The organism is Rhizobium hidalgonense (assembly GCF_005862185.2).
In the GTDB taxonomy this organism is placed as follows: domain Bacteria; phylum Pseudomonadota; class Alphaproteobacteria; order Rhizobiales; family Rhizobiaceae; genus Rhizobium; species Rhizobium hidalgonense.
In genome coordinates this window covers 2,370,694-2,392,543 of the sequence record NZ_CP054027.1, presented here as the reverse complement: position 1 = coordinate 2,392,543, position 21,850 = coordinate 2,370,694, and the positions used below count along the sequence as shown (strand labels likewise).

General features: G+C 61.3%; 19 protein-coding genes. 17 read left to right on the top strand and 2 right to left on the bottom strand.

Annotated features, from left to right (window positions below; all coding sequences use genetic code 11):
* Positions 1 to 16 precede the first annotated feature (16 nt).
* From rseP to lpxB, 7 genes are all read left to right on the top strand, one after another.
* Positions 17 to 1,135 carry an RIP metalloprotease RseP gene (gene rseP, locus FFM81_RS11420; protein WP_037092930.1) on the top strand — a complete coding sequence of 373 codons (1,119 nt, stop codon included), beginning with the start codon at positions 17 to 19 and terminating at the stop codon, positions 1,133 to 1,135.
* A gap of 203 nt (positions 1,136 to 1,338) precedes the next feature.
* Positions 1,339 to 3,678: an outer membrane protein assembly factor BamA gene (gene bamA / locus FFM81_RS11415; RefSeq protein WP_128399247.1), complete on the top strand. Its 2,340-nt coding sequence runs from the start codon at positions 1,339 to 1,341 to the stop codon at positions 3,676 to 3,678.
* A gap of 50 nt (positions 3,679 to 3,728) precedes the next feature.
* On the top strand, positions 3,729 to 4,796 hold the full coding sequence (gene lpxD, locus FFM81_RS11410; protein WP_003573369.1) for a UDP-3-O-(3-hydroxymyristoyl)glucosamine N-acyltransferase: 1,068 nt from the start codon (positions 3,729 to 3,731) through the stop codon (positions 4,794 to 4,796).
* On the top strand, positions 4,789 to 5,256 hold the full coding sequence (gene fabZ, locus FFM81_RS11405; protein ID WP_003573367.1) for a 3-hydroxyacyl-ACP dehydratase FabZ: 468 nt from the start codon (positions 4,789 to 4,791) through the stop codon (positions 5,254 to 5,256). The genes lpxD and fabZ overlap by 8 nt, the downstream gene beginning before the upstream one ends.
* A complete protein-coding gene (gene lpxA / locus FFM81_RS11400; RefSeq protein ID WP_003573366.1) occupies positions 5,253 to 6,071 on the top strand; it encodes an acyl-ACP--UDP-N-acetylglucosamine O-acyltransferase in 819 nt (272 codons plus the stop codon). The genes fabZ and lpxA overlap by 4 nt, the downstream gene beginning before the upstream one ends.
* Positions 6,072 to 6,075: 4 nt before the next feature.
* On the top strand, positions 6,076 to 6,957 hold the full coding sequence (locus FFM81_RS11395; RefSeq protein WP_003573364.1) for an LpxI family protein: 882 nt from the start codon (positions 6,076 to 6,078) through the stop codon (positions 6,955 to 6,957).
* Entirely contained in the window at positions 6,954 to 8,123 is a 1,170-nt protein-coding gene (gene lpxB, locus FFM81_RS11390; RefSeq protein WP_003573363.1) for a lipid-A-disaccharide synthase, read from the top strand. Before FFM81_RS11395 ends, lpxB begins: the two co-directional genes overlap by 4 nt.
* A gap of 27 nt (positions 8,124 to 8,150) precedes the next feature.
* Here lpxB and gltA read toward each other — a convergent pair whose 3' ends face one another.
* On the bottom strand, positions 8,151 to 9,440 hold the full coding sequence (gene gltA, locus FFM81_RS11385) for a citrate synthase (protein ID WP_003573360.1): 1,290 nt from the start codon (positions 9,438 to 9,440) through the stop codon (positions 8,151 to 8,153).
* A gap of 290 nt (positions 9,441 to 9,730) precedes the next feature.
* Between gltA and FFM81_RS11380 the strand changes: the two genes are divergently transcribed.
* Positions 9,731 to 12,163, top strand: coding sequence for a ComEC/Rec2 family competence protein (locus tag FFM81_RS11380; protein ID WP_138384332.1), 2,433 nt, complete (start codon positions 9,731 to 9,733; stop codon positions 12,161 to 12,163).
* Here the strand turns inward: FFM81_RS11380 and lexA are convergent.
* The gene (lexA, locus tag FFM81_RS11375; RefSeq protein WP_138384331.1) at positions 12,144 to 12,863 is read right to left on the bottom strand and encodes a transcriptional repressor LexA; all 720 of its coding nucleotides are present in this window, start codon (positions 12,861 to 12,863) and stop codon (positions 12,144 to 12,146) included. The two genes, FFM81_RS11380 and lexA, sit on opposite strands and share 20 nt — an antisense overlap.
* A 196-nt stretch (positions 12,864 to 13,059) precedes the next feature.
* Here lexA and FFM81_RS11370 point away from each other — a divergent pair, with 196 nt between their 5' ends.
* The 9 genes from FFM81_RS11370 (at position 13,060) to FFM81_RS11330 (ending at position 21,845) form a co-directional block, all read left to right on the top strand.
* Entirely contained in the window at positions 13,060 to 13,956 is an 897-nt protein-coding gene (locus FFM81_RS11370) for a VOC family protein (RefSeq protein WP_138384330.1), read from the top strand.
* Positions 13,953 to 14,798 (top strand): 3-deoxy-8-phosphooctulonate synthase, encoded by an 846-nt coding sequence (kdsA, locus tag FFM81_RS11365; protein WP_138384329.1) that lies wholly within the window; start codon positions 13,953 to 13,955, stop codon positions 14,796 to 14,798. Before FFM81_RS11370 ends, kdsA begins: the two co-directional genes overlap by 4 nt.
* Before the next feature lie 141 nt (positions 14,799 to 14,939).
* Positions 14,940 to 16,214, top strand: a complete 1,275-nt coding sequence (gene eno / locus FFM81_RS11360) for a phosphopyruvate hydratase (RefSeq protein WP_025416108.1) — start codon at positions 14,940 to 14,942, stop codon at positions 16,212 to 16,214.
* 136 nt (positions 16,215 to 16,350) lie between these two features.
* Positions 16,351 to 16,671, top strand: coding sequence for an FtsB family cell division protein (locus tag FFM81_RS11355; protein WP_003573348.1), 321 nt, complete (start codon positions 16,351 to 16,353; stop codon positions 16,669 to 16,671).
* Between the two features lie 145 nt (positions 16,672 to 16,816).
* Entirely contained in the window at positions 16,817 to 17,863 is a 1,047-nt protein-coding gene (pdhA, locus tag FFM81_RS11350) for a pyruvate dehydrogenase (acetyl-transferring) E1 component subunit alpha (protein ID WP_003579069.1), read from the top strand.
* A 15-nt stretch (positions 17,864 to 17,878) separates the two neighbouring features.
* Positions 17,879 to 19,264, top strand: coding sequence for a pyruvate dehydrogenase complex E1 component subunit beta (locus FFM81_RS11345; protein ID WP_138384328.1), 1,386 nt, complete (start codon positions 17,879 to 17,881; stop codon positions 19,262 to 19,264).
* A gap of 15 nt (positions 19,265 to 19,279) precedes the next feature.
* Complete coding sequence (locus tag FFM81_RS11340) at positions 19,280 to 20,602, top strand: pyruvate dehydrogenase complex dihydrolipoamide acetyltransferase (RefSeq protein ID WP_138384327.1); 1,323 nt, start codon at positions 19,280 to 19,282, stop codon at positions 20,600 to 20,602.
* Between the two features lie 19 nt (positions 20,603 to 20,621).
* Complete coding sequence (locus FFM81_RS11335) at positions 20,622 to 21,263, top strand: SGNH/GDSL hydrolase family protein (protein WP_003573340.1); 642 nt, start codon at positions 20,622 to 20,624, stop codon at positions 21,261 to 21,263.
* Positions 21,264 to 21,845, top strand: coding sequence for a GNAT family N-acetyltransferase (locus tag FFM81_RS11330; RefSeq protein ID WP_003573338.1), 582 nt, complete (start codon positions 21,264 to 21,266; stop codon positions 21,843 to 21,845). It begins immediately after the preceding gene.
* The last annotated feature ends 5 nt before the right edge of the window (positions 21,846 to 21,850 follow it).

Genomic DNA, 21,850 nt, shown 5'->3' with positions numbered 1-21,850 from the left:
GGAACTGTTGGAAGTGATGACCGATATATACGCATTCCTGATGGGGAATATCGTCACCTTCATCCTCGTGCTCTCGCTGCTCGTCTTCGTGCACGAGATGGGCCACTACCTCGTCGGGCGCTGGAGCGGCATCCGCATCCTGGCCTTTTCCGTCGGTTTCGGTCCGGAAATATTCGGCTTCACCGACCGCCACGGAACGCGCTGGAAGATTTCGGTGATCCCGCTTGGCGGATACGTCCGGTTCTTCGGCGACGAGGATGCTTCCAGCAAGCCAGACACGGACAAGCTCAATGCCATGTCCGAAGAGGACAGGGCGCGTTCCTTTGCCGGCGCTAAGCTGTGGAAACGCGCCGCGACCGTCGCGGCCGGCCCGATCGCCAATTTCCTGCTGGCGATTGCCATCTTCACCCTGCTTTTCTCGATTTATGGCCGTTCGGTCGCCGATCCCGTCGTTTCCGAAGTCAAGCCGGATGGCGTAGCGGCTGCGGCCGGCATCCTTCCCGGCGATCTCTTGGTCGCCATCGACGGCGGCAAGGTCGAAACTTTCGACGACGTGCGCCGCTATGTCGCCATCCGCCCGAGCCAGCAGATCGTCGTCACCATCGAGCGCGGCGGCCAGAAGCTGGATCTGCCGATGGTGCCGCAACGCGTCGACATGACCGACCAGTTCGGCAACAAGATCGAGGTCGGCCAGATCGGCATCGTCACCAGCAAGGAAGTCGGCAATTTCCGGCTGCAGACCTACACGCCGTTCCAGGCGCTGCGGGAGAGTGTGCTCGAGACCCGGGACATCGTCACCGGCACCTTCAAATATATCGGCAACATCTTCGCCGGAACGATGCGGGCCGACCAACTGGGTGGACCGATCCGCGTCGCGCAAGCCTCGGGCCAGATGGCGAAGCTTGGGATAGGGGCGGTGTTGCAGCTTGCTGCCGTGCTTTCAGTTTCGATAGGATTGCTTAACCTGATGCCGGTTCCGGTACTTGATGGCGGCCACCTGATGTTCTATGCGGTGGAAGCGCTGAGAGGGAAACCGCTGGGCGCCAAGGCTCAGGAAATCGCATTTCGCATTGGCTTGGCCATGATACTGACATTGATGGTTTTCACGACCTGGAACGACATTAGCCTGAGCTAAGGGTAAACGCGCAAGGCAGGGGAATTACTATTTATTTACGATGTTTCAAGGCTGTAGTGGCGAATGGGTCACGCTTCGAAATGAAGTAAACAGAAATTAACGACCTCCCTTGCTTGTATGTCAAAAGCGGGTAAAACGACACACGTGACCGGAATCGGGTTCTCCTGGGGCCGGGGACGAGGGAAAAAAAGGTAATAGGTGAAATGAAGGCTGGTTCAAAGTTTTTGAACGCAGTATCGGCGGTTGCGCTGTCTGCTAGTGTTGTTGCTTCGGGCGCAGGTGCTTTGACGTTCGTTTCCGCCACGGCCGCCGAAGCCGCGGTCATCCAGCGCATCGATGTGCGCGGCGCAAGCCGCGTCGGCGCGGAAGCAGTCCGGTCGAACCTCACCATCGCTCCCGGAAAGAGTTTTTCGAACACCGATATCGATGACTCGGTCAAGCAGCTCTACGGCACGGGTTACTTCTCCGACGTCAAGATCTCGGTTTCCGGGAGCACGCTTGTCGTCAACGTCCAGGAAGCCCAGCTCGTCAATCAGGTGGTCTTCAACGGCAATCGCAAGATCAAGGACGACAAGCTCGCGACCATCGTCCAGACGCACGCCGCCGGCCCTTACAGCGACACCCAGATCCAGTCCGACATCCAGTCGATCAAGGATGCCTATGCCGCCACCGGCCGCAGCGAAGTCGAAGTGACGACGCAGGTCGTGCCGCTCGGCGAAGGCCGTGTCAACCTGGCCTTCGTCATTAACGAAGGCGACCGCACCAAGATCGATTCGATCAACTTCGTCGGTAACAATGCCTATAGCGCCGGCCGCCTGGCTGCCGTCATCGCCACCAAGCGTTCGAACTTTCTGTCGTTCCTGACCCGCAAGGACGTCTACAACGACGACAAGCTCCATGCCGACGAGGAAGCGCTTCGCCAGTTTTATTACAATCGCGGCTATGCCGATATGCGCATCGTCTCTTCCGATGCCACCTTCGACGAGGCGACCAACAAATACACGCTCACCTTCAACATCGAGGAAGGCCAGCGTTACGACTTCGGTCCGGTGACCGTCCAGTCCACCGTCGAAGGCGTCGGTTCCGAGCAACTGCAGCCCCTCGTGCGCACGAAGGAGGGTCACCTCTACAGCGCCAAGGAAGTGCAGAAGTCGATCGAGGCGATCTCCGATCAGGTGGCCTCGGCCGGTTATCCCTTTGCGCGCGTCACGCCGCGCGGTAACCGCGACCTCAACAACAACACGATTGGTGTCGAATACCTGGTCGACCAGGGCGAGCGCGCCTATGTCGAGCGCATCGAGATCCGTGGCAACAGCCGCACGCGCGACTACGTCATTCGCCGCGAATTCGATATGAGCGAAGGCGATGCCTTCAACCAGCAGATGATCACCAAGGCCAAACGTCGCCTCGAAGCGCTCGGTTACTTCTCGTCCGTCAATATTTCCACCCAGCCGGGCAGTTCGCCAGACCGTGTCGTGGTGGTTGTCGACGTGCAGGATCAGTCGACAGGTTCGTTCGGTGTGGGTGCAGGTTATGCCGCCGGCGGCGATGGTCTGCTGCTCGAAGCCTCGATCGAGGAAAAGAACTTCCTCGGCCGCGGTCAGTACATCCGCATCTCGGCCGGCGGCGGTCAGGAAGGTTCGCGTGCTTACGGCGTTAGCTTCACCGAACCCTATTTCCTCGGCTACCGCCTGGCTGCAGGCTTCGACGTCAACCACAGCGAGACGTCGAGCAACGACAACTACGACTACGAGGAAACCAGCGTCGTGCTGCGCGTCACCGCGCCGATCACCGAGGATTTGGCGACGACCTTCCGCTATAACTACAAGCAGATGAAGTATGACGCGGATAACAACGATCTTTCCGATCTGTCCGCTCCGTATCAGCACCTCGTTGAGGATAGCCCGTGGACACGGTCTTCGGTCTCCCAGACGCTGACCTACAACACGCTTGATGACACCGTCCTGCCGCGTGAAGGCATCTACGCGACGGCGACGCAGGAAATTGCCGGTCTCGGCGGAGACTCGCAGTTCTACAAGATCTACGGCAAGGCCCGTTACTACCACCTGCTCGCCGACGATGCCGATATTATCGGCTCGGTTTCGGCCTCGGCGGGTTATGTCATCGGCTTCGGGGAACACCTGAATGTCTTCGACCAATTCACGCTGACCAACGGCGATATTCGCGGCTTCGAAAACAAGGGTATCGGCCCGCGCGTTTCCGGCACCAACGACGATCCACTGGGTGGTACGACTTACTTCACGGCATCGGCCGAAGCGACCTTCCCAATGCCGGGCTTCCCGCGTGACTTCAACCTGCGCGGTGCGGTTTTTGCCGATGCAGGCACGCTGTTCGGCAATGACGTTGACCTGAGGGGCGACGGCATTGACGGCGAAGACGCCTCCCTGCGCGCTTCCGTCGGTGTCGGTGTCGTCTGGCAGTCTCCCTTCGGTTCATTGCGCCTGGATTACGCGATCCCGGTTCTCAAGGAAGACTTCGACAAGACGCAGAACTTCAAGTTTGGCATCAACAACCAATTCTGATATCGGCAGTCCGGAACTGTAAGACTCAATTCCGTTCTGGAGCATTGCCGATGGAGCAAAACGTTTTTTTTCTGCCCCATGAAGGTCTGAAGCTCGCTGAGCTTGCAGAGTTTCTTGGGGCGGAACTCGCCAATTCCGATCATTCAGATGTTGTCGTCAGGTCCGTTGCCCCCGTCAACCGGGCGCGGGCGGGCGATCTCTGTTATATCCTGTCGCGCCGCAACCGTGATGAACTAGCGACATGTGAGGCCTCGGCGGTGATCTGCGACAAGGCGCTCGCCGACCTCGTCCCCGAACATATCCCGGTCATCCTGTCGTCCAATCCGCATGCGGCCTTCGCCATGGCGGGCGGTGTGCTCTATCCCGCGGCATTGCGCCCGGTCGTTTTCCCGCCGGGTGAAAGCGAAATCGCACCCAGCGCTGTGATCGACCCGAGCGCGAAACTCGAAAAGGGCGTGATCGTCGAGCCGCTGGCCGTGATCGGCCCGCATGCCGAGATCGGCGAAGGGACGCGGATCGGCGCACACAGCATAATCGGTCCAGGCGTCAAGGTCGGCCGGGATTGTTCGATCGCGGCCGGTGCGAGCATTCTCTGCGCGCTGATCGGCAACGGCGTCATCATCCACAACGGTGTGCGCATCGGCCAGGATGGTTTCGGTTATGCACCGGGTCCGCGCGGCATGATCAAGATCGTCCAGATCGGTCGGGTGATCATCCAGGATAATGTCGAAATCGGCGCCAATACCACGGTCGACCGCGGCGCCATGGACGATACGGTCATCGGCGAAGGCACCAAAATCGACAACCAGGTCCAGATCGGCCACAACGTCCAGATCGGCCGCCATTGCGCCATCGTTTCGCAGGTCGGCATCGCCGGCAGCACGAAGATCGGCAACGGTGTGCAGATCGGCGGCCAGGCCGGGATCAAGGGTCACGTGACCATCGGTGACGGCGTGCAGATAGCCGCCAAAAGCGGTATCATGACCGATCTTCCCGCCGGCGGACAATATGGCGGTGTCCCGGCACGGCCACTAAAAGACTATCTGAGAGAGGCCGCACTGCAGGTGTCGAAAAGCAAGCTGCGCGGAAAGAACCCTGGAGGCAAGCAAAATGACTGAGGAAGCCACGACAACGCTTTCTTCGGCTGACATCATCGAGATCATGAAGCTCCTGCCGCACCGGTATCCGTTTCTCATGGTCGACAAGATTATCGAGATCGACGGCGACAACAGCGCGGTCGGCATCAAGAACGTCACGGTGAACGAACCGCATTTCACCGGTCATTTTCCGGAAGCTCCGATCATGCCCGGCGTTCTCTTGATCGAGGGCATGGCGCAGACCGCAGGTGCGATCTGTGCTAAGAAGGAAGGCCAGCCCGGCAACCTCGTTTACTTCATGACCATCGAGAATGCGCGTTTTCGCAAGCCCGTCGTGCCCGGCGATCGCGTCGAATTCCACGTCAAGAAGCACAAGCAGCGCGGCAACATCTGGAAATTCCATTGCGACGCCAAGGTTGACGGGGCGCTTGTCGCCGAAGCCGATATCGGCGCGATGATCGTTCGTAAGGAACAGGCATGAGCACGATTGCCGAAAGCGCCCGCATTCATCCGATGGCTGTCGTCGAAGACGGGGCTGTGATCGGTGAGGGCGTCAAGATCGGTCCCTTCTGCCATGTCGGGCCGCACGTCGTCCTGCATGAAAATGTCGAACTCTTGTCACATGCGGTCGTCACCGGCCGCACCGTGATCGGCAAGGGCACACGCATCTTTCCGATGGCCGTCATCGGCGGCGATCCGCAGAGCGTGCATCACGGCGGCGAGGAGACGACGCTTTCGGTCGGCGCCAACTGCACGATGCGCGAAGGCGTGACGATGAACACCGGCACGGCCGATTTCGGTGGCCAGACGATCGTCGGCGACAACAACCTCTTCCTGGCCAATTCTCACGTCGCGCATGACTGCAAGGTCGGCAATCACGTGATCATGTCGAACAATGTCATGCTCGCTGGCCATGTCGTCATCGAGGATCGCGTCATCCTGGGTGGTGGCTCAGCCGTTCACCAGTTCACCCGCGTTGGCCGTCAGGCCTTCGTCGGCGGGCTTTCGGCGGTGAGTTACGACGTCATTCCCTACGGCATGTTGAACGGCAACCCCGGCCTGCTGAGCGGCCTCAATGTCGTCGGCATGACGCGCGCCGGCGTCGACCGCGCCGTCATTCACCGGGTGCGCCGCGCCTACAAGTCGATCTTCGAAGGAACGGCCTCCGTCCGCGAAAACGCCGCCGCCATCCGCGATGAATATGCCGATTGCGAGCCGGTGGTCCAGATCCTCGATTTCATTGCGGCCGACAGTGATCGTGCCTTGTCCTCGCCGACCCGGGGGCAGAAGGGCTAGTCCTGTGGCTTTTTCCAGCGACACCGCTGCGGGCCGGCTGGCGATCATCGCCGGCGGCGGTCTTCTGCCTTCTTATGTCGCCGAAGCCGCGCGAGCCGCGGGTGAAAATCCCGTCGTCGTCGCCCTGAAGGACGAAAGCGACCGGCGCTGGGAAGGCTATGACCACGCCGTCATCGGGATCGGCGATTTCGCAGCTCTTGATGCGTTGCTCAATCGTTATGGTGTCGGCCGTGTCGTGATGTCGGGGAGTGTGGCGCGCCGGCCGGAGTGGCGCGAGGTGCGCCCGACGCTACGCGTTCTGATGAAGATGCCGGCTGCCATCCGCACGCTGCTGTCCGGCGGTGACGATACGGTTCTGCAGATGGTGATCCGGCTGATCGAAGGAAACGGCCGCCGTGTCGTCGGCGCCCATGAGATCGCCCCCGATCTTCTTGCGGCCGTCGGCCCGCTGGGCACAGTGGCGCCCGGGGAGGAGGATCGTCGCGATATCAGCCGCGCGGCCGAAGCCGCGGACATGCTCGGCCGGCTCGATGTCGGGCAGGGCGCTGTCAGCATCGGCGGTCGCATCGTTGCGCTGGAAGGGTTGGAAGGCACGGACGAGATGCTCGAGCGTGTCGCGGGTCTGAGAGCCGCCGGGCGCATCTCGCCGCGCCGCCGCGGCGCGCTCGTCAAACTTTGCAAGCCGCAACAGGATATTCGCGCCGACCTGCCGGCGATCGGTGTTTCCACCGTCCTGAACGCTAAAAACGCCGGTCTCGGCGGCATCGCGGTGGAGGCTGGCCGCTCGCTGGTGCTCGATCGCACCGCCGTCATTAAGGCCGCCGATGAGGCGGGGCTTTTTATCTGCGGCATTGATCGCGGGCTGCCGGCATGGGGGTTCGAATGAACGGGGCGCCGCTGAAGATCGCCGTCATTGCCGGTGAGGTGTCGGGCGATCTGCTCGGCGCCGACCTGATTGCCGCCCTGAAGCGGATTCATGGCGGACCGGTGGAACTCGTCGGCGTCGGCGGCGAGGGGCTGCAGGCGGAAGGCCTGAAATCCCTCTTCGATTTCTCCGAACTGTCGATCATGGGTATCACCCAGGTGCTAAGCCGGCTGCCGAAGCTCTATAGGCTGATCCGCCAGACGACTGCTGCGATCATCGCTGCAAGGCCTGACATTCTCGTCATTATCGACAGCCCGGATTTCACCCATCGCGTCGCAAAGCGGGTTCGCACCGCGCTGCCCGATCTGCCTGTCGTCAATTATGTCTGTCCGAGCGTCTGGGCCTGGAAGGAATATCGCGCCACGCGCATGCTCGGCTATGTCGATCATGTGCTTGCCGTCTTGCCCTTCGAGCCGTCAACCATGCAGCGCCTCAATGGGCCGGCAACGACCTATGTGGGGCATCGCCTGACCGCCGACCCGGCGCTGCTGGAGACCCGGCGCCGGCGCGCCGGCAGACAGCCCGGCACCGGCGCGATCCTGCTTCTGCCCGGCTCACGCTCCTCCGAGATCCAGAAGCTCCTGCCGCATTTCGAGGTGGCAGTGAGCGAACTCATTGCCCGCAACGGGCCGATGCGTTTTATTCTACCGACGGTGATGCACAAGGAAGGGCTTGTCCGCGAATTGACGGCGAAGTGGGTGGTCCAGCCGGAGATCGTTATCGGCGCGGAAGCGAAATGGAAGGCCTTCGCTGAAGCCGATGCAGCCATGGCGGCGTCCGGAACCGTTATTCTTGAACTGGCGCTTGCCGACGTTCCCGTCGTCTCCGCCTACAAGGTCGACTGGATCATGAGGCTGCTGACGTCGAGCATCAAGACCTGGACGGGAGCACTACCAAACCTGATTGCCGATTATGCGGTCGTGCCGGAATATCTGAACGATGTCGTTCGCGGAGCAAGCCTCGCACGCTGGATGGAAAGGCTCTCGGCCGACACCTACCAGCTGAAGGCGATGAAGGAAGGCTACGAACTCATCTGGCAGCGCATGCAGACCGAAAAGCCGCCCGGCGCCCATGCCGCCGAAATCCTTCTCGACGTGCTGAGAAAGAAAAAACCCGGTCGTTTCTGACCGGGTTTCTTTTTGGCTGTGAAGCGATCAGCGCTTCGAAACCGGGATGTAATCGCGCTTCGGTTCGCCGACATAAAGCTGGCGCGGCCGGCCGATGCGCTGTTCAGGATCCTCGATCATCTCGTTCCACTGCGCGATCCAGCCGACGGTGCGGGCAAGCGCAAACAGCACGGTGAACATGGTCGTGGGGAAGCCCAGCGCCTTCAGCGTGATGCCGGAATAGAAGTCGATGTTCGGATAAAGCTTCTTCTCGATGAAATATTCGTCGGTGAGCGCGATGCGCTCCAGTTCCATCGCCACTTCGAGCAACGGATCATCCTTGATGCCGAGCTCGCCGAGCACCTCATGCGTCGTCTTCTGCATGATCTTGGCGCGCGGGTCATAGTTCTTGTAGACGCGGTGACCGAAGCCCATCAGGCGGAAGGGATCGTTCTTGTCCTTGGCGCGGGCGATATATTCCGGAATGTGTTCGACCGAGCCGATCTCGTTCAGCATGTTGAGCGCTGCTTCGTTGGCGCCGCCATGGGCGGGGCCCCAGAGGCAGGCGATGCCGGCTGCGATGCAGGCGAACGGGTTGGCGCCCGACGAACCGGCAAGACGCACGGTCGAGGTTGAGGCGTTCTGCTCGTGATCGGCATGCAGGATGAAGATGCGGTCCATGGCGCGGGAAAGCACCGGATTGACCACATATTCTTCGCAAGGCACAGCAAAACACATGCGCAGGAAGTTCGAGGCGTAGTCGAGGTCGTTCTTCGGATAAACGAAGGGCTGGCCGATATGGTACTTGTAGGCCATGGCGGCAAGCGTCGGCATCTTGGCGATCATGCGCAGGCTGGCGACCATGCGCTGGTGCGGATCGGTGATGTCCGTGGAGTCATGATAGAAAGCCGACAGGGCGCCGACGCAGCCGCACATGACGGCCATCGGATGCGCATCGCGGCGGAAGCCGGTGAAGAAGCGGCTCATCTGCTCATGCACCATGGTGTGGTGCGTGACACGATAATCGAAATCCTTCTTCTGGGCGGTGGTCGGCAGTTCACCGTAGAGAAGCAGGTAGCAGACTTCGAGGAAGTCGCCATGCTCGGCCAGCTGCTCGATCGGATAGCCGCGGTGCAGCAGCACACCTTCGTCGCCGTCGATATAGGTGATTTTCGATTCACAGGATGCGGTCGACGTAAAACCCGGATCGTAGGTGAAGGAAGCGGTGTTCTTGTAGAGGGCACCGATATCGATGACGCTCGGACCGATCGTGCCGCTTTTGACGGCGAGGTCGACTGATTTGTCACCGATTTTTATTGTTGCGCTTTGATCCGTCATGCTGATCCTCCGAACTGGCGGTGGCGCCATAAAAGCGCCATAGGGGTTAAGCGTCCTCAGCGATAGCTATATGATCGCGAAGCTAATGCCAAGTTACCGTGACGGCTTTTTGTGCATTGCGGCATCACCTTTTAGGCACTGCAGCGATGAGCCGCAGGCATAGCGGAAGCCAATGATTCGACTGGTCTTTTGGCACTCTCGATTTTCCCTCATATTTCAATCGATTATTCTTGCTCGTTTTGATTGAAGGTTGCATTCTGACTGCCGGTGCGGGTGATCTTGGGCGGGGCATGGAGGAATTGACGACAGTCGAATTGCGGCCGGAAGCGGGCGTGGGCCGTGCCGTTCCGCCGGCTCTTCCCGCGATTGCGATGGTGACCCGACCGGCAAGGACGCAATCGGAGACCCCCTTGCGCCATCGACTGCCGGCCACCGGCCGGCAAGTGCTGCGTGCCGGAGCCTGCATGCTGGGCGAAGAGGCCGATCACGGCCGCCTGCTGCTGTTCTCGCCGGTCTTCCTCGGCGCCGGCTCGGCCTGCTGGTTTCTTGCGGCATGGGATTTTCCCTTCTTTGCATCGCTGCTCTGTCTGCTGGTGCCGGCGGCTGCGGTTTTCCTCGCCGGCCGCAGCCGGCCGGCATTGCGCGCAACTTTCCTGGCGCTGGCGTTTTTCGCCTGCGGCATGCTCTCGGCCCAGTTCGAGAGCTGGCGGGCTTCGACTGTGATCCTCGATTCAGCGGTGACGACGACGGTCACCGGCCGCGTGGAACGGCGGGAAGGCGACGGCCGGGGGCGCTGGCGCTATATTCTTGCCGTCACCGGCACTGAGGCACCGGAACTGAAGCGGCAGCCGGGACGCATCACCGCAATCGCCCGTGGCGCCGATGCGCCGTTCGAGATCGGCGACATCATCACCGGCAGGGCGCGGCTGACGCCGCCGGCGGGCCCGGCGCTGCCCGCGCTCAACGATTTCTCCTTCGGTGCCTATTTCGACGGCATCGGCGCCAACGGTTTCTTCTACGGTGCGCCGAAGAAAGTCGACTTGCAGGCTGGTCCACAGGCTGCAAGATCGACGTCGGAAGCTGTGCTCGAATGGCTTTACCAGTTGCGCAGTAGCATTGGCGACCGCATTCGGTCGATCCTGCCCGGTGATACGGGCGCTTTTGCAGCTGCTTTGGTGACCGACGAACGGCGCGCCATCTCGAAGGCGACGACGGAGGCGCTGCGCCAGTCCGGTCTTGCCCATATCGTTGCGATATCGGGCCTCAACATGGCCCTGTCGGCAGGCATTTTCTTCGTCGGGTTCCGGATGCTGCTCAGCCTGTTTCCGGGCGTTGCTCAAGCCTATCCGACAAAGAAAATCGCCGCCGCCGGCGCGCTCATCGCCGTCACCGCCTACTTCCTGATATCAGGATTCGGAGTCTCGGCCGAACGCGCCTTCATCATGATGGCCATCATGCTGATCGCAGTCTTCTTCGATCGCCCGTCAATCAGCCTGCGCAATGTCGTCCTCTCGGCTCTTGTCATCATCGCCATTTCGCCCTCGGAAGTCCTGGGCCCGAGCTTCCAGATGTCCTTTGCCGCGACATTGGCGCTGGTATCGGGCTATCAGCTGTGGAAGGACCGGCGCATCCGCGAAAACGCTTTGCTGAAGCTGCCGATCATCAGGCCGGTCGTTGCGGTCGCCGGTTTCTTCGGCGGCGTCTTCCTGACCTCACTGATCGGCGGTTTTTCCACGGCGCTGTTTTCGATCGAGCATTTTCATCGCCTGACCGCTTACGGCCTGCCGGCAAACCTCGCGACGATGCCGATCATCTCCTTCATCGTCATGCCGGCGGGGCTGCTGGCGATGTTGCTCATGCCTTTCGGTCTGGACGCGCCGCTCTGGAAGGTGGTCGGCTTTGGCCTCGATATGGTGATTGCGGTTGCCAAGACGGTGTCCGGCTGGGGCGGCGATATTGGCGTCGGCCGTCTCCCCGCCTGGTATTTCGTCGTGGCGGTGGCAGGCTTTCTGCTGCTGACGCTGCTCCGCACCCGGTTGCGCCATGCCGGCACTTCGATCCTCGCCGCCTCGACGTCCATCGTGCTGCTTCTGCCGGTTCCCCGGCCGCCGGATCTGGTGATTTCGGAGGATGGCAGTCTGGTTGCAGTCGTCGCGGCTGAGGCAATGGCTTCCAATCGCGAAAACCCGCCGGATTTCATTTTCGACCAGTGGCAGCGAGCGCTGGTCCTGCCGGCGCATTACCCGCCGAAGATGCTGGATGGTCCCGCAATTCCGCCGGAGGGAGACGACCGCCGCGTCAGGCTTTCCCGCGATCAGCAGAATGAAGCGAGGACGGCGATGCGGGCGGCGGCCGCGGGCGGTGAAACAAACCGCTTTTCCTGCGTCAAGAGGGCCTGGTGTACATCGAGGCTTGGCAATGGCCGTATCGTCACGGTCATCGACAATGCCGCTTATCTCGGTCCGGCCTGCGATGCGGCCGATATCGTCGTCACATCAGTCCGCCTGCGTTTCAACAGCTGCCGTTCAGGTGGGACGCTTTTTACCGGTGAGACACTACGCAAAACCGGTTCCATCGAGCTGCGCTTCGCAGACACCGGCTTGGAGGTCGCAACGGCATTCGAAACCCTGTCACGGCCGTGGATGCGCCATCGCGCTTATGACTGGCGCAGCAACAGTTTTGTCGAATCTGGCCTGTCCAGTGTCAGTGATAGCGGCGAATGAGGCCGACGAGCTTGCCCTGCACCTTGACACGATCAGGTCCGAAGATCCGGGTCTCGTAAGCCGGGTTGGCCGCTTCAAGTGCGATCGAGGCACCCTTGCGGCGAAAGCGCTTCAGCGTCGCTTCCTCGTCATCGACGAGGGCAACGACGATGTCGCCTGGGCTTGCGGTGCTGCCGTTGCGGATGATCACCGTGTCGCCATCAAAGATGCCGGCGTCGATCATCGAATCGCCTTTGACCTCCAGAGCATAATGCTCGCCGGAGCCAAGCATATCGGCCGGAACGACGATATCGTGGGTGTTGTTCTGAATCGCCGAAATCGGCACGCCGGCAGCGATTCGGCCCATAACCGGCACCGAGACCGAGTTGCCGTTGTCAGCAACGGGTTTTACAGGCGAGGGAGCGGCGACCGGCTGGGGCTTGCCGAGGCTGCCCTCGATGACGCTCGGCGAAAAGCCGCGCCGGGGCTGGATGCTGGGGCTATAGGCCTCCGGAAGCCTGATGACCTCAAGTGCCCTGGCGCGGTTCGGTAGGCGGCGAATGAAACCGCGTTCCTCGAGCGCCGTGATCAGGCGATGAATGCCGGATTTCGAGGCCAGATCGAGGGCATCCTTCATCTCGTCGAAAGACGGCGGAACGCCGGATTCCTTCATGCGCTCATGAATAAAAAGGAGAAGCTCCTGTTGTTTGCGCGTGAGCATCGACGTCAGACCCCTGATTGAAACAAATCCAGAACAGACACTATATGTTCCATATGTGTTCCGCAAGTAGCTAATTTTCCGTAAAACTTGCCGCCAACTCGTTGAGATTTTTATTTTCATTCGCCGGATTGGCACACATGTCTTGCTTTGGGGGTGGCGCTGTCGCACATCTTTTGTCGTTTGAGGGAGGGATATCATGAACGAGCATTCCGCCATACCGCACCCGCTGGATCATGTCGTGCTGCCCGTCGTCAATATCGATCTGGCCCGCGAACGGCTAGGCAAGCTCGGCTTCACCGTTGCCGCCGATGCCCGCCATCCCTTCGGAACGGAAAATGCCTGCGTCTTCCTTGCCGACAAGACCTATCTGGAGCCGCTTGGTATTGCGAGCGTCGAGGAGAACGAGGCGTCGGCGCGGCAAGGCAATGTCTTCACCGCCCGCAACCGGGCCTTCCGCTTCCGTTGCGGCGAGGAGGGGCTTTCGGCGGTGGTTTTCGGCACCGCGGACGCCGGCCACGACCATCAGAGCTTCGCTGCCGGCGGATCGAGCGCCGGCGAGATGTTGCAATTCAGCCGGCCGATGAAAATGCCGGATGGTTCCAGGAGCGTCGGCAGCTTCAAACTGGCTTTTGCGGGCGATCTGCGGGCGCCCGATTTCTTTCTCTTTACCTGCCAGCGCATCAATCCCTTGCCGGCCGACCGCGGCGTGCTGGAGACGCATGCCAATGGCGCAACAGGCATTGCCGAGATCGCGCTGTGCGCGCCGGACCCCGCTGCATTCGCCGCCTTCGTCGGCCTTGCCGCGGCGCAATCGGTCGTCGAGAAGACCGGTTTCGGCGTCAATATCGCCGCCTCGAATGCAAAAATCAGCCTGATGACGCCGGAAGGGCTGGAGGCCTATTTCGAGATCGCCGTCTCATCCGCCGACCGCGGCCTGCGCGGCCGGGCTATCCTCTTTGCCGTCGCTGATCTTGCCGTGACAGAAGCGCATTTGGCTGCTAACGGAGTGACCTACACGCGCAAGAACAATCGCATTCTGGTGAAGCCGGCGCCCGGGCAGGGCACGCTCTTCGCCTTCGAGGAAACACGATGAGCACTGATACGAATTCCGAAGTCAGGATCGGCGAGGGCGCAGGCCAGGTCACCTTTTCCAATGCTGGCCGCCTGTCGCTGATTGCCGGCCCCTGTCAAATGGAGAACCGCGACCACGCTTTCATGGTTGCCGGGACGCTGAAGGAGCTCTGCGCCAAGCTCGGCATCGGCCTCGTCTACAAGAGTTCCTTCGACAAGGCGAACCGGACTTCGCTGTCGGCCGAGCGCGGCATCGGGCTTGAAAAGGGCATGCAGATCTTTGCCGATCTCAAGAAGGAGTTCGGCTTTCCGGTCCTGACCGACGTTCACACCGCCGAACAATGCGCCGAAGTGGCCAAGGTGGTCGATGTCCTGCAGATTCCGGCCTTCCTCTGCCGTCAGACCGACCTTCTGATCGCCGCTGCCGAGACCGGCCGTGCCGTCAATGTCAAGAAGGGACAGTTCCTGGCTCCCTGGGACATGAAGAACGTCCTGAAGAAGCTCAACGCCAGCGGCAATCCGAACGTACTGCTCTGCGAGCGCGGCGCTTCCTTCGGCTACAATACTTTGGTTTCCGATATGCGCTCACTGCCGATCATGGCGTCGATGGGCGCCCCCGTCGTTTTCGATGCGACCCATTCCGTCGCGCAGCCCGGCGGGCAGGGCGATTCCTCCGGCGGTCAGCGGGAATTCGTCGAAACGCTGGCGCGCGCAGCGGTGGCGACCGGAATTGCCGGCGTTTTCGTTGAAACCCACCAGGACCCGGACAACGCACCGTCCGACGGCCCGAACATGGTCTATCTCAAGGACATGCCGCGGCTGCTGGAAAAGTTGCTCGCCTTCGATGCTGTCGCCAAGGCCTGACAGTCAAAAGCCTGACATGTTCGTGCTATAGCGACGATCAGACACGCAGGTCGATGGCGTCGCAATGCGCCATTGTAATTTGCCCGCCTTCGATTATGACAGGCTTCGAATGATTGATCACCCACCGAGCAGGAAGAACCCATGACTGCAATCACCGATATCATCGCCCGCGAGATTCTCGATAGCCGTGGTAACCCCACCGTCGAAGTCGATGTCTATCTCGAAGACGGCAGCATGGGCCGCGCGGCCGTTCCCTCGGGCGCTTCGACCGGCGCGCATGAGGCGGTCGAGCTGCGCGACGGCGGCAAGCGCTACCTCGGCAAGGGCGTCCAGAAGGCGGTCGATGCCGCCAATACCGAGATCTTCGACGCAATCGGCGGCATCGACGCCGAAAACCAGATCCAGATCGACAACATCATGATCGAGCTGGACGGCACGCCGAACAAGTCGCGCCTCGGCGCCAACGCCATTCTCGGCGTCTCGCTTGCCGTCGCCAAGGCTGCCGCCCAGGCCTCCGGCCTGCCGCTCTACCGGTATGTCGGTGGCGCTTCCGCGAGCCTCCTGCCGGTGCCGATGATGAACATCATCAACGGCGGCGCCCATGCCGACAACCCGATCGATTTCCAGGAATTCATGATCCTTCCGGTCGGCGCCGACACCATCGCTGAAGCCGTGCGCATGGGCTCGGAAGTCTTCCATACGCTGCGCAAGGAACTGGCCGCCCAGGGCCACAACACCAATGTCGGCGACGAAGGTGGTTTCGCACCGGGCCTGAAGAGCGCTTCGGAAGCCCTCGACTTCATCATGAAGTCGGTCGAGAAAGCCGGCTACAAGCCGGGCGAGGACATTTACCTCGGCCTCGATTGCGCCTCGACCGAGTTCTTCAAGGACGGCAAATACGTTCTCGAAGGTGAAGGCCGCACGCTCGAATCGGGCGCCATGGCCGAATATCTCGCCGAACTCGCCGCTAAGTATCCGATCATCTCGATCGAAGACGGCATGGCCGAAGACGATTGGGACGGCTGGAAGACGCTGACCGACCTGACCGGCAAGAAGACCCAGCTCGTCGGCGACGATCTCTTCGTCACCAACTCCGCCCGTCTTCGCGACGGCATCCGCATGGGTGTCGCCAACTCGATCCTCGTCAAGGTCAACCAGATCGGCTCGCTGACGGAAACCCTCGACGCCGTCAACACGGCGCACAAGGCAGCCTATACCGCCGTCATGTCGCACCGCTCCGGCGAAACCGAAGATTCGACCATCGCAGACCTCGCGGTCGCCACCAACTGCGGCCAGATCAAGACCGGCTCGCTCTCGCGTTCCGACCGTCTTGCCAAGTACAACCAGCTGATCCGCATCGAGGAGGGCCTCGGCCCCCAGGCTCAGTATGCCGGTCGCTCGATCATCCGCAACTGATCGAATCTGCTTTCGACGACTTCACCCGCGCCTCACCTGGCGCGGGTTTTTTATTGCCGGCGGTTACGGTCAATGAACGGTTAATCTCTGCGCGTTATGCTGAACGAATTGGTAATGCGTTCAAGAGCATGCGTGTATGTGGACAAAGCATCATAAGAAGAGAAAGATCGGCCGCTTCGTCATTCCGGCTATGACGGTCGCCTTCCTTTCCTATTTCGGTTATCATTGCATTCACGGCGATTACGGTCTGCGCGCAACGGAAACGTTCGAGCATCAGCGTCTCGCGCGTGAAAAAGAGCTTGCGATCTTGAAGGCAAAGCGCGAACATCTTGAAAATCAGGTCGCGCTGCTGAGTGATGGCTCGCTCGACAAGGATATGCTGGACGAAAAAGCGCGCTATCAGCTCAATATGTCGCGCGCGGACGAGATCGTCATATTCAACCATTATTCCAATTAACCGGAATTCAGTTAATTGGAATTTCTCGTGTATTTCCAATAATTTAGTGCCGAATACGAGCCATGCAATTATGGCATTGCTGTGGTCATATTTCTTCCCTATGGTACGCGCCACCGAGAAACGACAAACCCATAGGGAGGGTTGAATGGCGCCGCGAAAGACCGCGACCGTTTCCAGCCGCAAGACTGCAGCTAAACCGGCAGCCAAAGCATCGAATGGAGGCCCCGTAGCCGACTTCGATCGCGACGAAGAGCTCAAGGCCTATCGCGAGATGCTATTGATCCGCCGCTTCGAGGAGAAGGCCGGCCAGCTTTACGGCATGGGCTTCATCGGCGGCTTTTGCCACCTTTACATCGGTCAGGAAGCTGTCGTCGTCGGCATGCAGATGGCGCAGAAGGAAGGCGACCAGGTTATCACCGCCTATCGCGACCACGGCCACATGCTGGCGACCGGCATGGAAGCACGCGGCGTCATGGCTGAACTGACCGGGCGCCGCAGCGGCTATTCCCACGGGAAGGGCGGCTCGATGCACATGTTCTCGAAAGAGAAACATTTCTACGGCGGCCACGGCATCGTCGGTGCCCAGGTTTCGCTCGGAACGGGCCTTGCCTTTGCAAACCACTACCGCGGCAACGGAAATGTCTCGATCGCCTATTTCGGCGACGGCGCCGCCAATCAGGGCCAGGTCTACGAGAGCTTCAACATGGCCGCTCTTTGGAAGCTGCCGATTGTCTATATTGTCGAAAACAACCGTTACGCCATGGGCACCTCGACCGCCCGCGCGACGGCTCAGTCGAACTACTCGCTGCGCGGATCCGGCTTCGGCATCCCCGGCATCCAGGTCGACGGCATGGATGTTCGCGCCGTCAAAGCGGCGGCCGACGAGGCGCTCGAACATTGCCGCTCCGGCAAGGGCCCGATCATCCTCGAAATGCTGACCTATCGCTATCGCGGCCACTCCATGTCCGATCCGGCGAAGTATCGCTCCAAGGAGGAGGTGCAGAAGATGCGCTCCGAGCAGGACCCGATCGAACAGGTGAAGGCACGCCTCATCGAAAAGGGCTGGGCCTCCGAAGACGATTTGAAGGCGATCGACAAGGATGTCCGCGACATCGTCGCCGACAGCGCCGACTTCGCCCAGGCCGATCCGGAGCCGGATGCATCCGAGCTCTATACCGACATTCTGCTCTAATCGGGGAGGGAACCCATGCCTATCGATATCCTCATGCCCGCCCTCTCTCCGACGATGGAAGAAGGCACGCTGTCCAAATGGCTGAAGCAGGAAGGTGACAAGGTCACTTCTGGCGACGTGATTGCCGAAATCGAAACCGACAAGGCGACGATGGAAGTCGAAGCCGTCGACGAAGGCGTCATCGGCAAGCTGCTCGTCGATGCCGGCACCGAAGGCGTCAAGGTCAACACCAAGATCGCCGTGCTGCTGCAGGACGGCGAATCAGCCGCGGATATCTCCGCCGCCAAACCGGCTGCAGCCGCCGCTCCGCAGGTTGCCCAGGAAGAGAAGCCGACCAATACCGGCTCCGCTTCCGCGCCGCTTCCGGCCGAGCCGAAGGCCGTCGTTCCGAACGATCCGGAAATCCCGGAAGGCACCGAAATGGTATCGATGACGGTGCGCGAAGCGCTGCGCGACGCCATGGCCGAAGAAATGCGCGCCAGCGACGACGTCTTCGTCATGGGCGAGGAAGTCGCCGAATATCAGGGCGCCTACAAGGTCACCCAGGGCCTGCTGCAGGAATTCGGAGCCCGTCGTGTCATCGATACGCCGATCACCGAGCACGGCTTTGCCGGCGTCGGCGTCGGTGCTGCTATGGCCGGCCTGCGTCCGATCGTCGAATTCATGACCTTCAACTTCGCCATGCAGGCGATCGACCACATCATCAACTCGGCCGCCAAGACGCTCTATATGTCCGGCGGCCAGATGGGCGCTCCGATCGTCTTCCGCGGACCGAACGGTGCTGCTGCCCGCGTCGGCGCTCAGCACAGCCAGGACTATGCTGCCTGGTATAGCGCCATTCCCGGTCTGAAGGTCGTCATGCCCTACACGGCGTCCGACGCCAAGGGCCTGCTGAAGGCGGCGATCCGCGATCCGAATCCGGTCATTTTCCTCGAAAACGAAATTCTCTACGGCCAGCATTTCGACGTGCCGAAGCTCGACAATTTCGTCCTGCCGATCGGCAAGGCCCGCATCCATCGTCCGGGCAAGGACGTCACAGTCGTCTCCTTCGGCATCGGCATGACCTATGCGACGAAGGCGGTTGCCGAACTGGAGAAGCTCGGCATCGACGTCGAACTGATCGACCTTCGCACCATCCGCCCGATGGACCTTCCAACGGTCATCGAATCGGTCAAGAAGACCGGCCGTCTGGTCACCGTCGAGGAAGGTTATCCGCAGTCCTCCGTCGGCACTGAAATCGCCACCCGCGTCATGCAGCAGGCCTTCGACTATCTCGATGCGCCGATCCTGACGATTGCGGGCAAGGACGTGCCGATGCCTTATGCCGCCAATCTCGAAAAGCTGGCGCTTCCGAACGTCGGCGAAGTGGTCGATGCGGTGAAGGCTGTTTGCTACAAATAAGGGGAGGGTATTTCGATGCCGATCAATATCACGATGCCCGCCCTCTCTCCGACCATGGAAGAAGGCAATCTTTCCAAGTGGCTGGTCAAGGAAGGCGACACGGTCAAGTCTGGCGATGTGATCGCCGAGATCGAGACCGACAAGGCGACGATGGAAGTCGAAGCCGTCGATGAAGGCACGGTCGCCAAGCTCGTCGTTGCCGCCGGCACCGAAGGTGTCAAGGTCAATGCGCTGATCGCCGTTCTCGCCGCCGATGGCGAAGATGTCGCCGCTGCCGCAAGCGGCGCGGCTTCCGCCGCTCCGGCAAAGGCCGAGGCCGCCCCCGCGCCGAAGGCCGAGGCTGCACCGGCTCCTGCCGCTGCACCCGCGTCGGTTTCAGCCGATGGCAACCGCACCTTCTCTTCGCCGCTCGCCCGCCGTCTGGCCAAGGAAGCCGGTATCGACCTTTCTGGTGTCGCCGGCTCCGGTCCGCATGGCCGCGTCGTCAAGAGCGACGTCGAAGCTGCCGTTGCCGCCGGTGGTGCCAAGGCCGCGCCCGCACCGGCCGCTGCCGCGCCGCAGGCTGCCGCCGCTCCGGCTCCGGCCGCAGCGCCGAAGGGCGCTTCCGAGGAAGCCGTGCTGAAGCTCTTCGAGCCGGGCTCCTACGAGCTCGTGCCGCATGACGGCATGCGCAAGACGATCGCCAGGCGCCTGGTCGAATCCAAGCAGACGATCCCGCATTTCTACGTCAGCGTCGATTGCGAGCTCGATGCTCTGATGGCGCTACGCGCCCAACTCAACGATGCGGCGCCGCGCAAGGACAATGCCCCGGCCTACAAGCTTTCGGTCAACGACATGGTCATCAAGGCCATGGCGCTGGCGCTGCGCGACGTGCCCGACGCCAACGTGTCATGGACCGACAACAACATGGTCAAGCACAAGCACGCCGATGTCGGCGTCGCAGTCTCGATCCCCGGCGGCCTGATCACACCGATCATCCGCAAGGCCGAGCAGAAGACGCTGTCGGTCATCTCCAACGAGATGCGCGATCTCGGCAAGCGCGCCAAGGACCGCAAGCTGAAGCCCGAGGAGTATCAGGGCGGCACCAGCTCGGTCTCCAACATGGGCATGATGGGCGTCAAAAACTTCGCCGCCGTCGTCAACCCGCCGCATGCGACGATCCTCGCGGTCGGCGCCGGCGAGCAGCGGGTCGTCGTCAAGGGCGGCGAAATGGCGATCGCCACCGTGATGTCGGTGACGCTGTCGACCGACCATCGCTGCGTCGATGGCGCGCTCGGCGCCGAGCTGCTCCAGGCCTTCAAGGGCTACATCGAAAACCCGATGGGCATGCTTGTCTGATAGCAAAACGGAGGCGGAAATGAGCAAGACCGTTCTTTGCTATGGCGACTCGCTGACCTGGGGTTATGACGCCGAGACGATCGGCCGTCATGAGTACAAGAATCGCTGGCCGAGCGTGCTTCAGGCAGCGCTCGGCAGCGAGGCGCGTGTCATCGCTGAAGGCCTGAACGGTCGCACGACCGCTTTCGACGACCACCTCGCCGATTGCGACCGCAACGGTGCGCGCGTCCTGCCGACAATCCTGCAGACGCATGCGCCGCTGGATCTCGTCATCCTCCTGCTCGGCACCAACGACATGAAGCCGGTCGTTGCCGGTTCCGCCTTTGCCGCCTGCCAGGGCATCAGCCGCCTCGTGCGGCTGATCCGCAATCATGCCTGGCCCTTCGAATTCGATGGACCGGAGATCCTGATCGTGGCGCCGCCGGCGATCTGCGCGACGGGCAACGTTCCCTTCGCCGCATCCTTTCCCGGCGGCATCGAGGAATCGGCAAAGCTTGCAACGCTTTATCGCGATCTTGCCGACGAACTCGGCTGCGGCTTCTTCGACGGCAATTCCGTCGCCAGGACCACGCCGATCGACGGCATTCATCTCGATGCGGAGAATACGCGGGCGCTCGGGCGCGGGCTGGAATCGATCGTGCGGATGATGCTGGGGATCTGAATGGCCGCCTTCATCGCGCTGCGGCAGGCCTCACGGCGGGATGCCTCGGAGCTGGCGATCCTGGCGGATATTGCTTCGCACGGTTTTGCCTCCTGGCTCTGGTTCGCCGATGTGGCGAATGGCGTCAGCGACACGCCGCTGGAGCGGGGCCGGTTGAAGATGAGCGAAGAGGAGGCTGTCGGCGGCTGGCGGGATTCCGTCATCGCCGAGGCCTATGGCGAGGTCGCAGGTGTGGCGATCGGCCATGCGCTCGACGAGAGGATAGGCAATATCGAGGCGACGATTCCGGCGACCGCGCCGATGCTCGCCTTGCAGAAAACGGTTGTGGGAAGCTGGTTCATCGGCAGTCTCGGCGTTTATCGCCATCTGCGCGGCATCGGCATCGGGCGGAGGCTGCTGGACGACCAGATCGAAAGGGCGGATTGCCGCCCCGTCAGTCTCATTACCGCAAGTGATAACGAGGCGGCTCTGTCGCTTTATGGAAGAAACGGATTCCTGGAGGCTGCGCGCGCCAATGCCGTGCCGCTCTTCGAAAACAGCAAGAGACACGCGTGGGTGCTCATGACCCGCAGCGCAGCGTAACAAAA

Bases quoted from the DNA above. Each gene is read 5' to 3' on its own strand.
- rseP (WP_037092930.1), top strand. From the start codon at position 17: ATGACCGATATATACGCATTCCTGATGGGGAATATCGTCACCTTCATC.
- bamA (WP_128399247.1), top strand. From the start codon at position 1,339: ATGAAGGCTGGTTCAAAGTTTTTGAACGCAGTATCGGCGGTTGCGCTG.
- lpxD (WP_003573369.1), top strand. From the start codon at position 3,729: ATGGAGCAAAACGTTTTTTTTCTGCCCCATGAAGGTCTGAAGCTCGCT.
- fabZ (WP_003573367.1), top strand. From the start codon at position 4,789: ATGACTGAGGAAGCCACGACAACGCTTTCTTCGGCTGACATCATCGAG.
- lpxA (WP_003573366.1), top strand. From the start codon at position 5,253: ATGAGCACGATTGCCGAAAGCGCCCGCATTCATCCGATGGCTGTCGTC.
- lpxB (WP_003573363.1), top strand. From the start codon at position 6,954: ATGAACGGGGCGCCGCTGAAGATCGCCGTCATTGCCGGTGAGGTGTCG.
- gltA (WP_003573360.1), bottom strand. From the start codon at position 9,440: ATGACGGATCAAAGCGCAACAATAAAAATCGGTGACAAATCAGTCGAC.
- FFM81_RS11380 (WP_138384332.1), top strand. From the start codon at position 9,731: ATGGAGGAATTGACGACAGTCGAATTGCGGCCGGAAGCGGGCGTGGGC.
- lexA (WP_138384331.1), bottom strand. From the start codon at position 12,863: ATGCTCACGCGCAAACAACAGGAGCTTCTCCTTTTTATTCATGAGCGC.
- FFM81_RS11370 (WP_138384330.1), top strand. From the start codon at position 13,060: ATGAACGAGCATTCCGCCATACCGCACCCGCTGGATCATGTCGTGCTG.
- kdsA (WP_138384329.1), top strand. From the start codon at position 13,953: ATGAGCACTGATACGAATTCCGAAGTCAGGATCGGCGAGGGCGCAGGC.
- eno (WP_025416108.1), top strand. From the start codon at position 14,940: ATGACTGCAATCACCGATATCATCGCCCGCGAGATTCTCGATAGCCGT.
- FFM81_RS11355 (WP_003573348.1), top strand. From the start codon at position 16,351: ATGTGGACAAAGCATCATAAGAAGAGAAAGATCGGCCGCTTCGTCATT.
- pdhA (WP_003579069.1), top strand. From the start codon at position 16,817: ATGGCGCCGCGAAAGACCGCGACCGTTTCCAGCCGCAAGACTGCAGCT.
- FFM81_RS11345 (WP_138384328.1), top strand. From the start codon at position 17,879: ATGCCTATCGATATCCTCATGCCCGCCCTCTCTCCGACGATGGAAGAA.
- FFM81_RS11340 (WP_138384327.1), top strand. From the start codon at position 19,280: ATGCCGATCAATATCACGATGCCCGCCCTCTCTCCGACCATGGAAGAA.
- FFM81_RS11335 (WP_003573340.1), top strand. From the start codon at position 20,622: ATGAGCAAGACCGTTCTTTGCTATGGCGACTCGCTGACCTGGGGTTAT.
- FFM81_RS11330 (WP_003573338.1), top strand. From the start codon at position 21,264: ATGGCCGCCTTCATCGCGCTGCGGCAGGCCTCACGGCGGGATGCCTCG.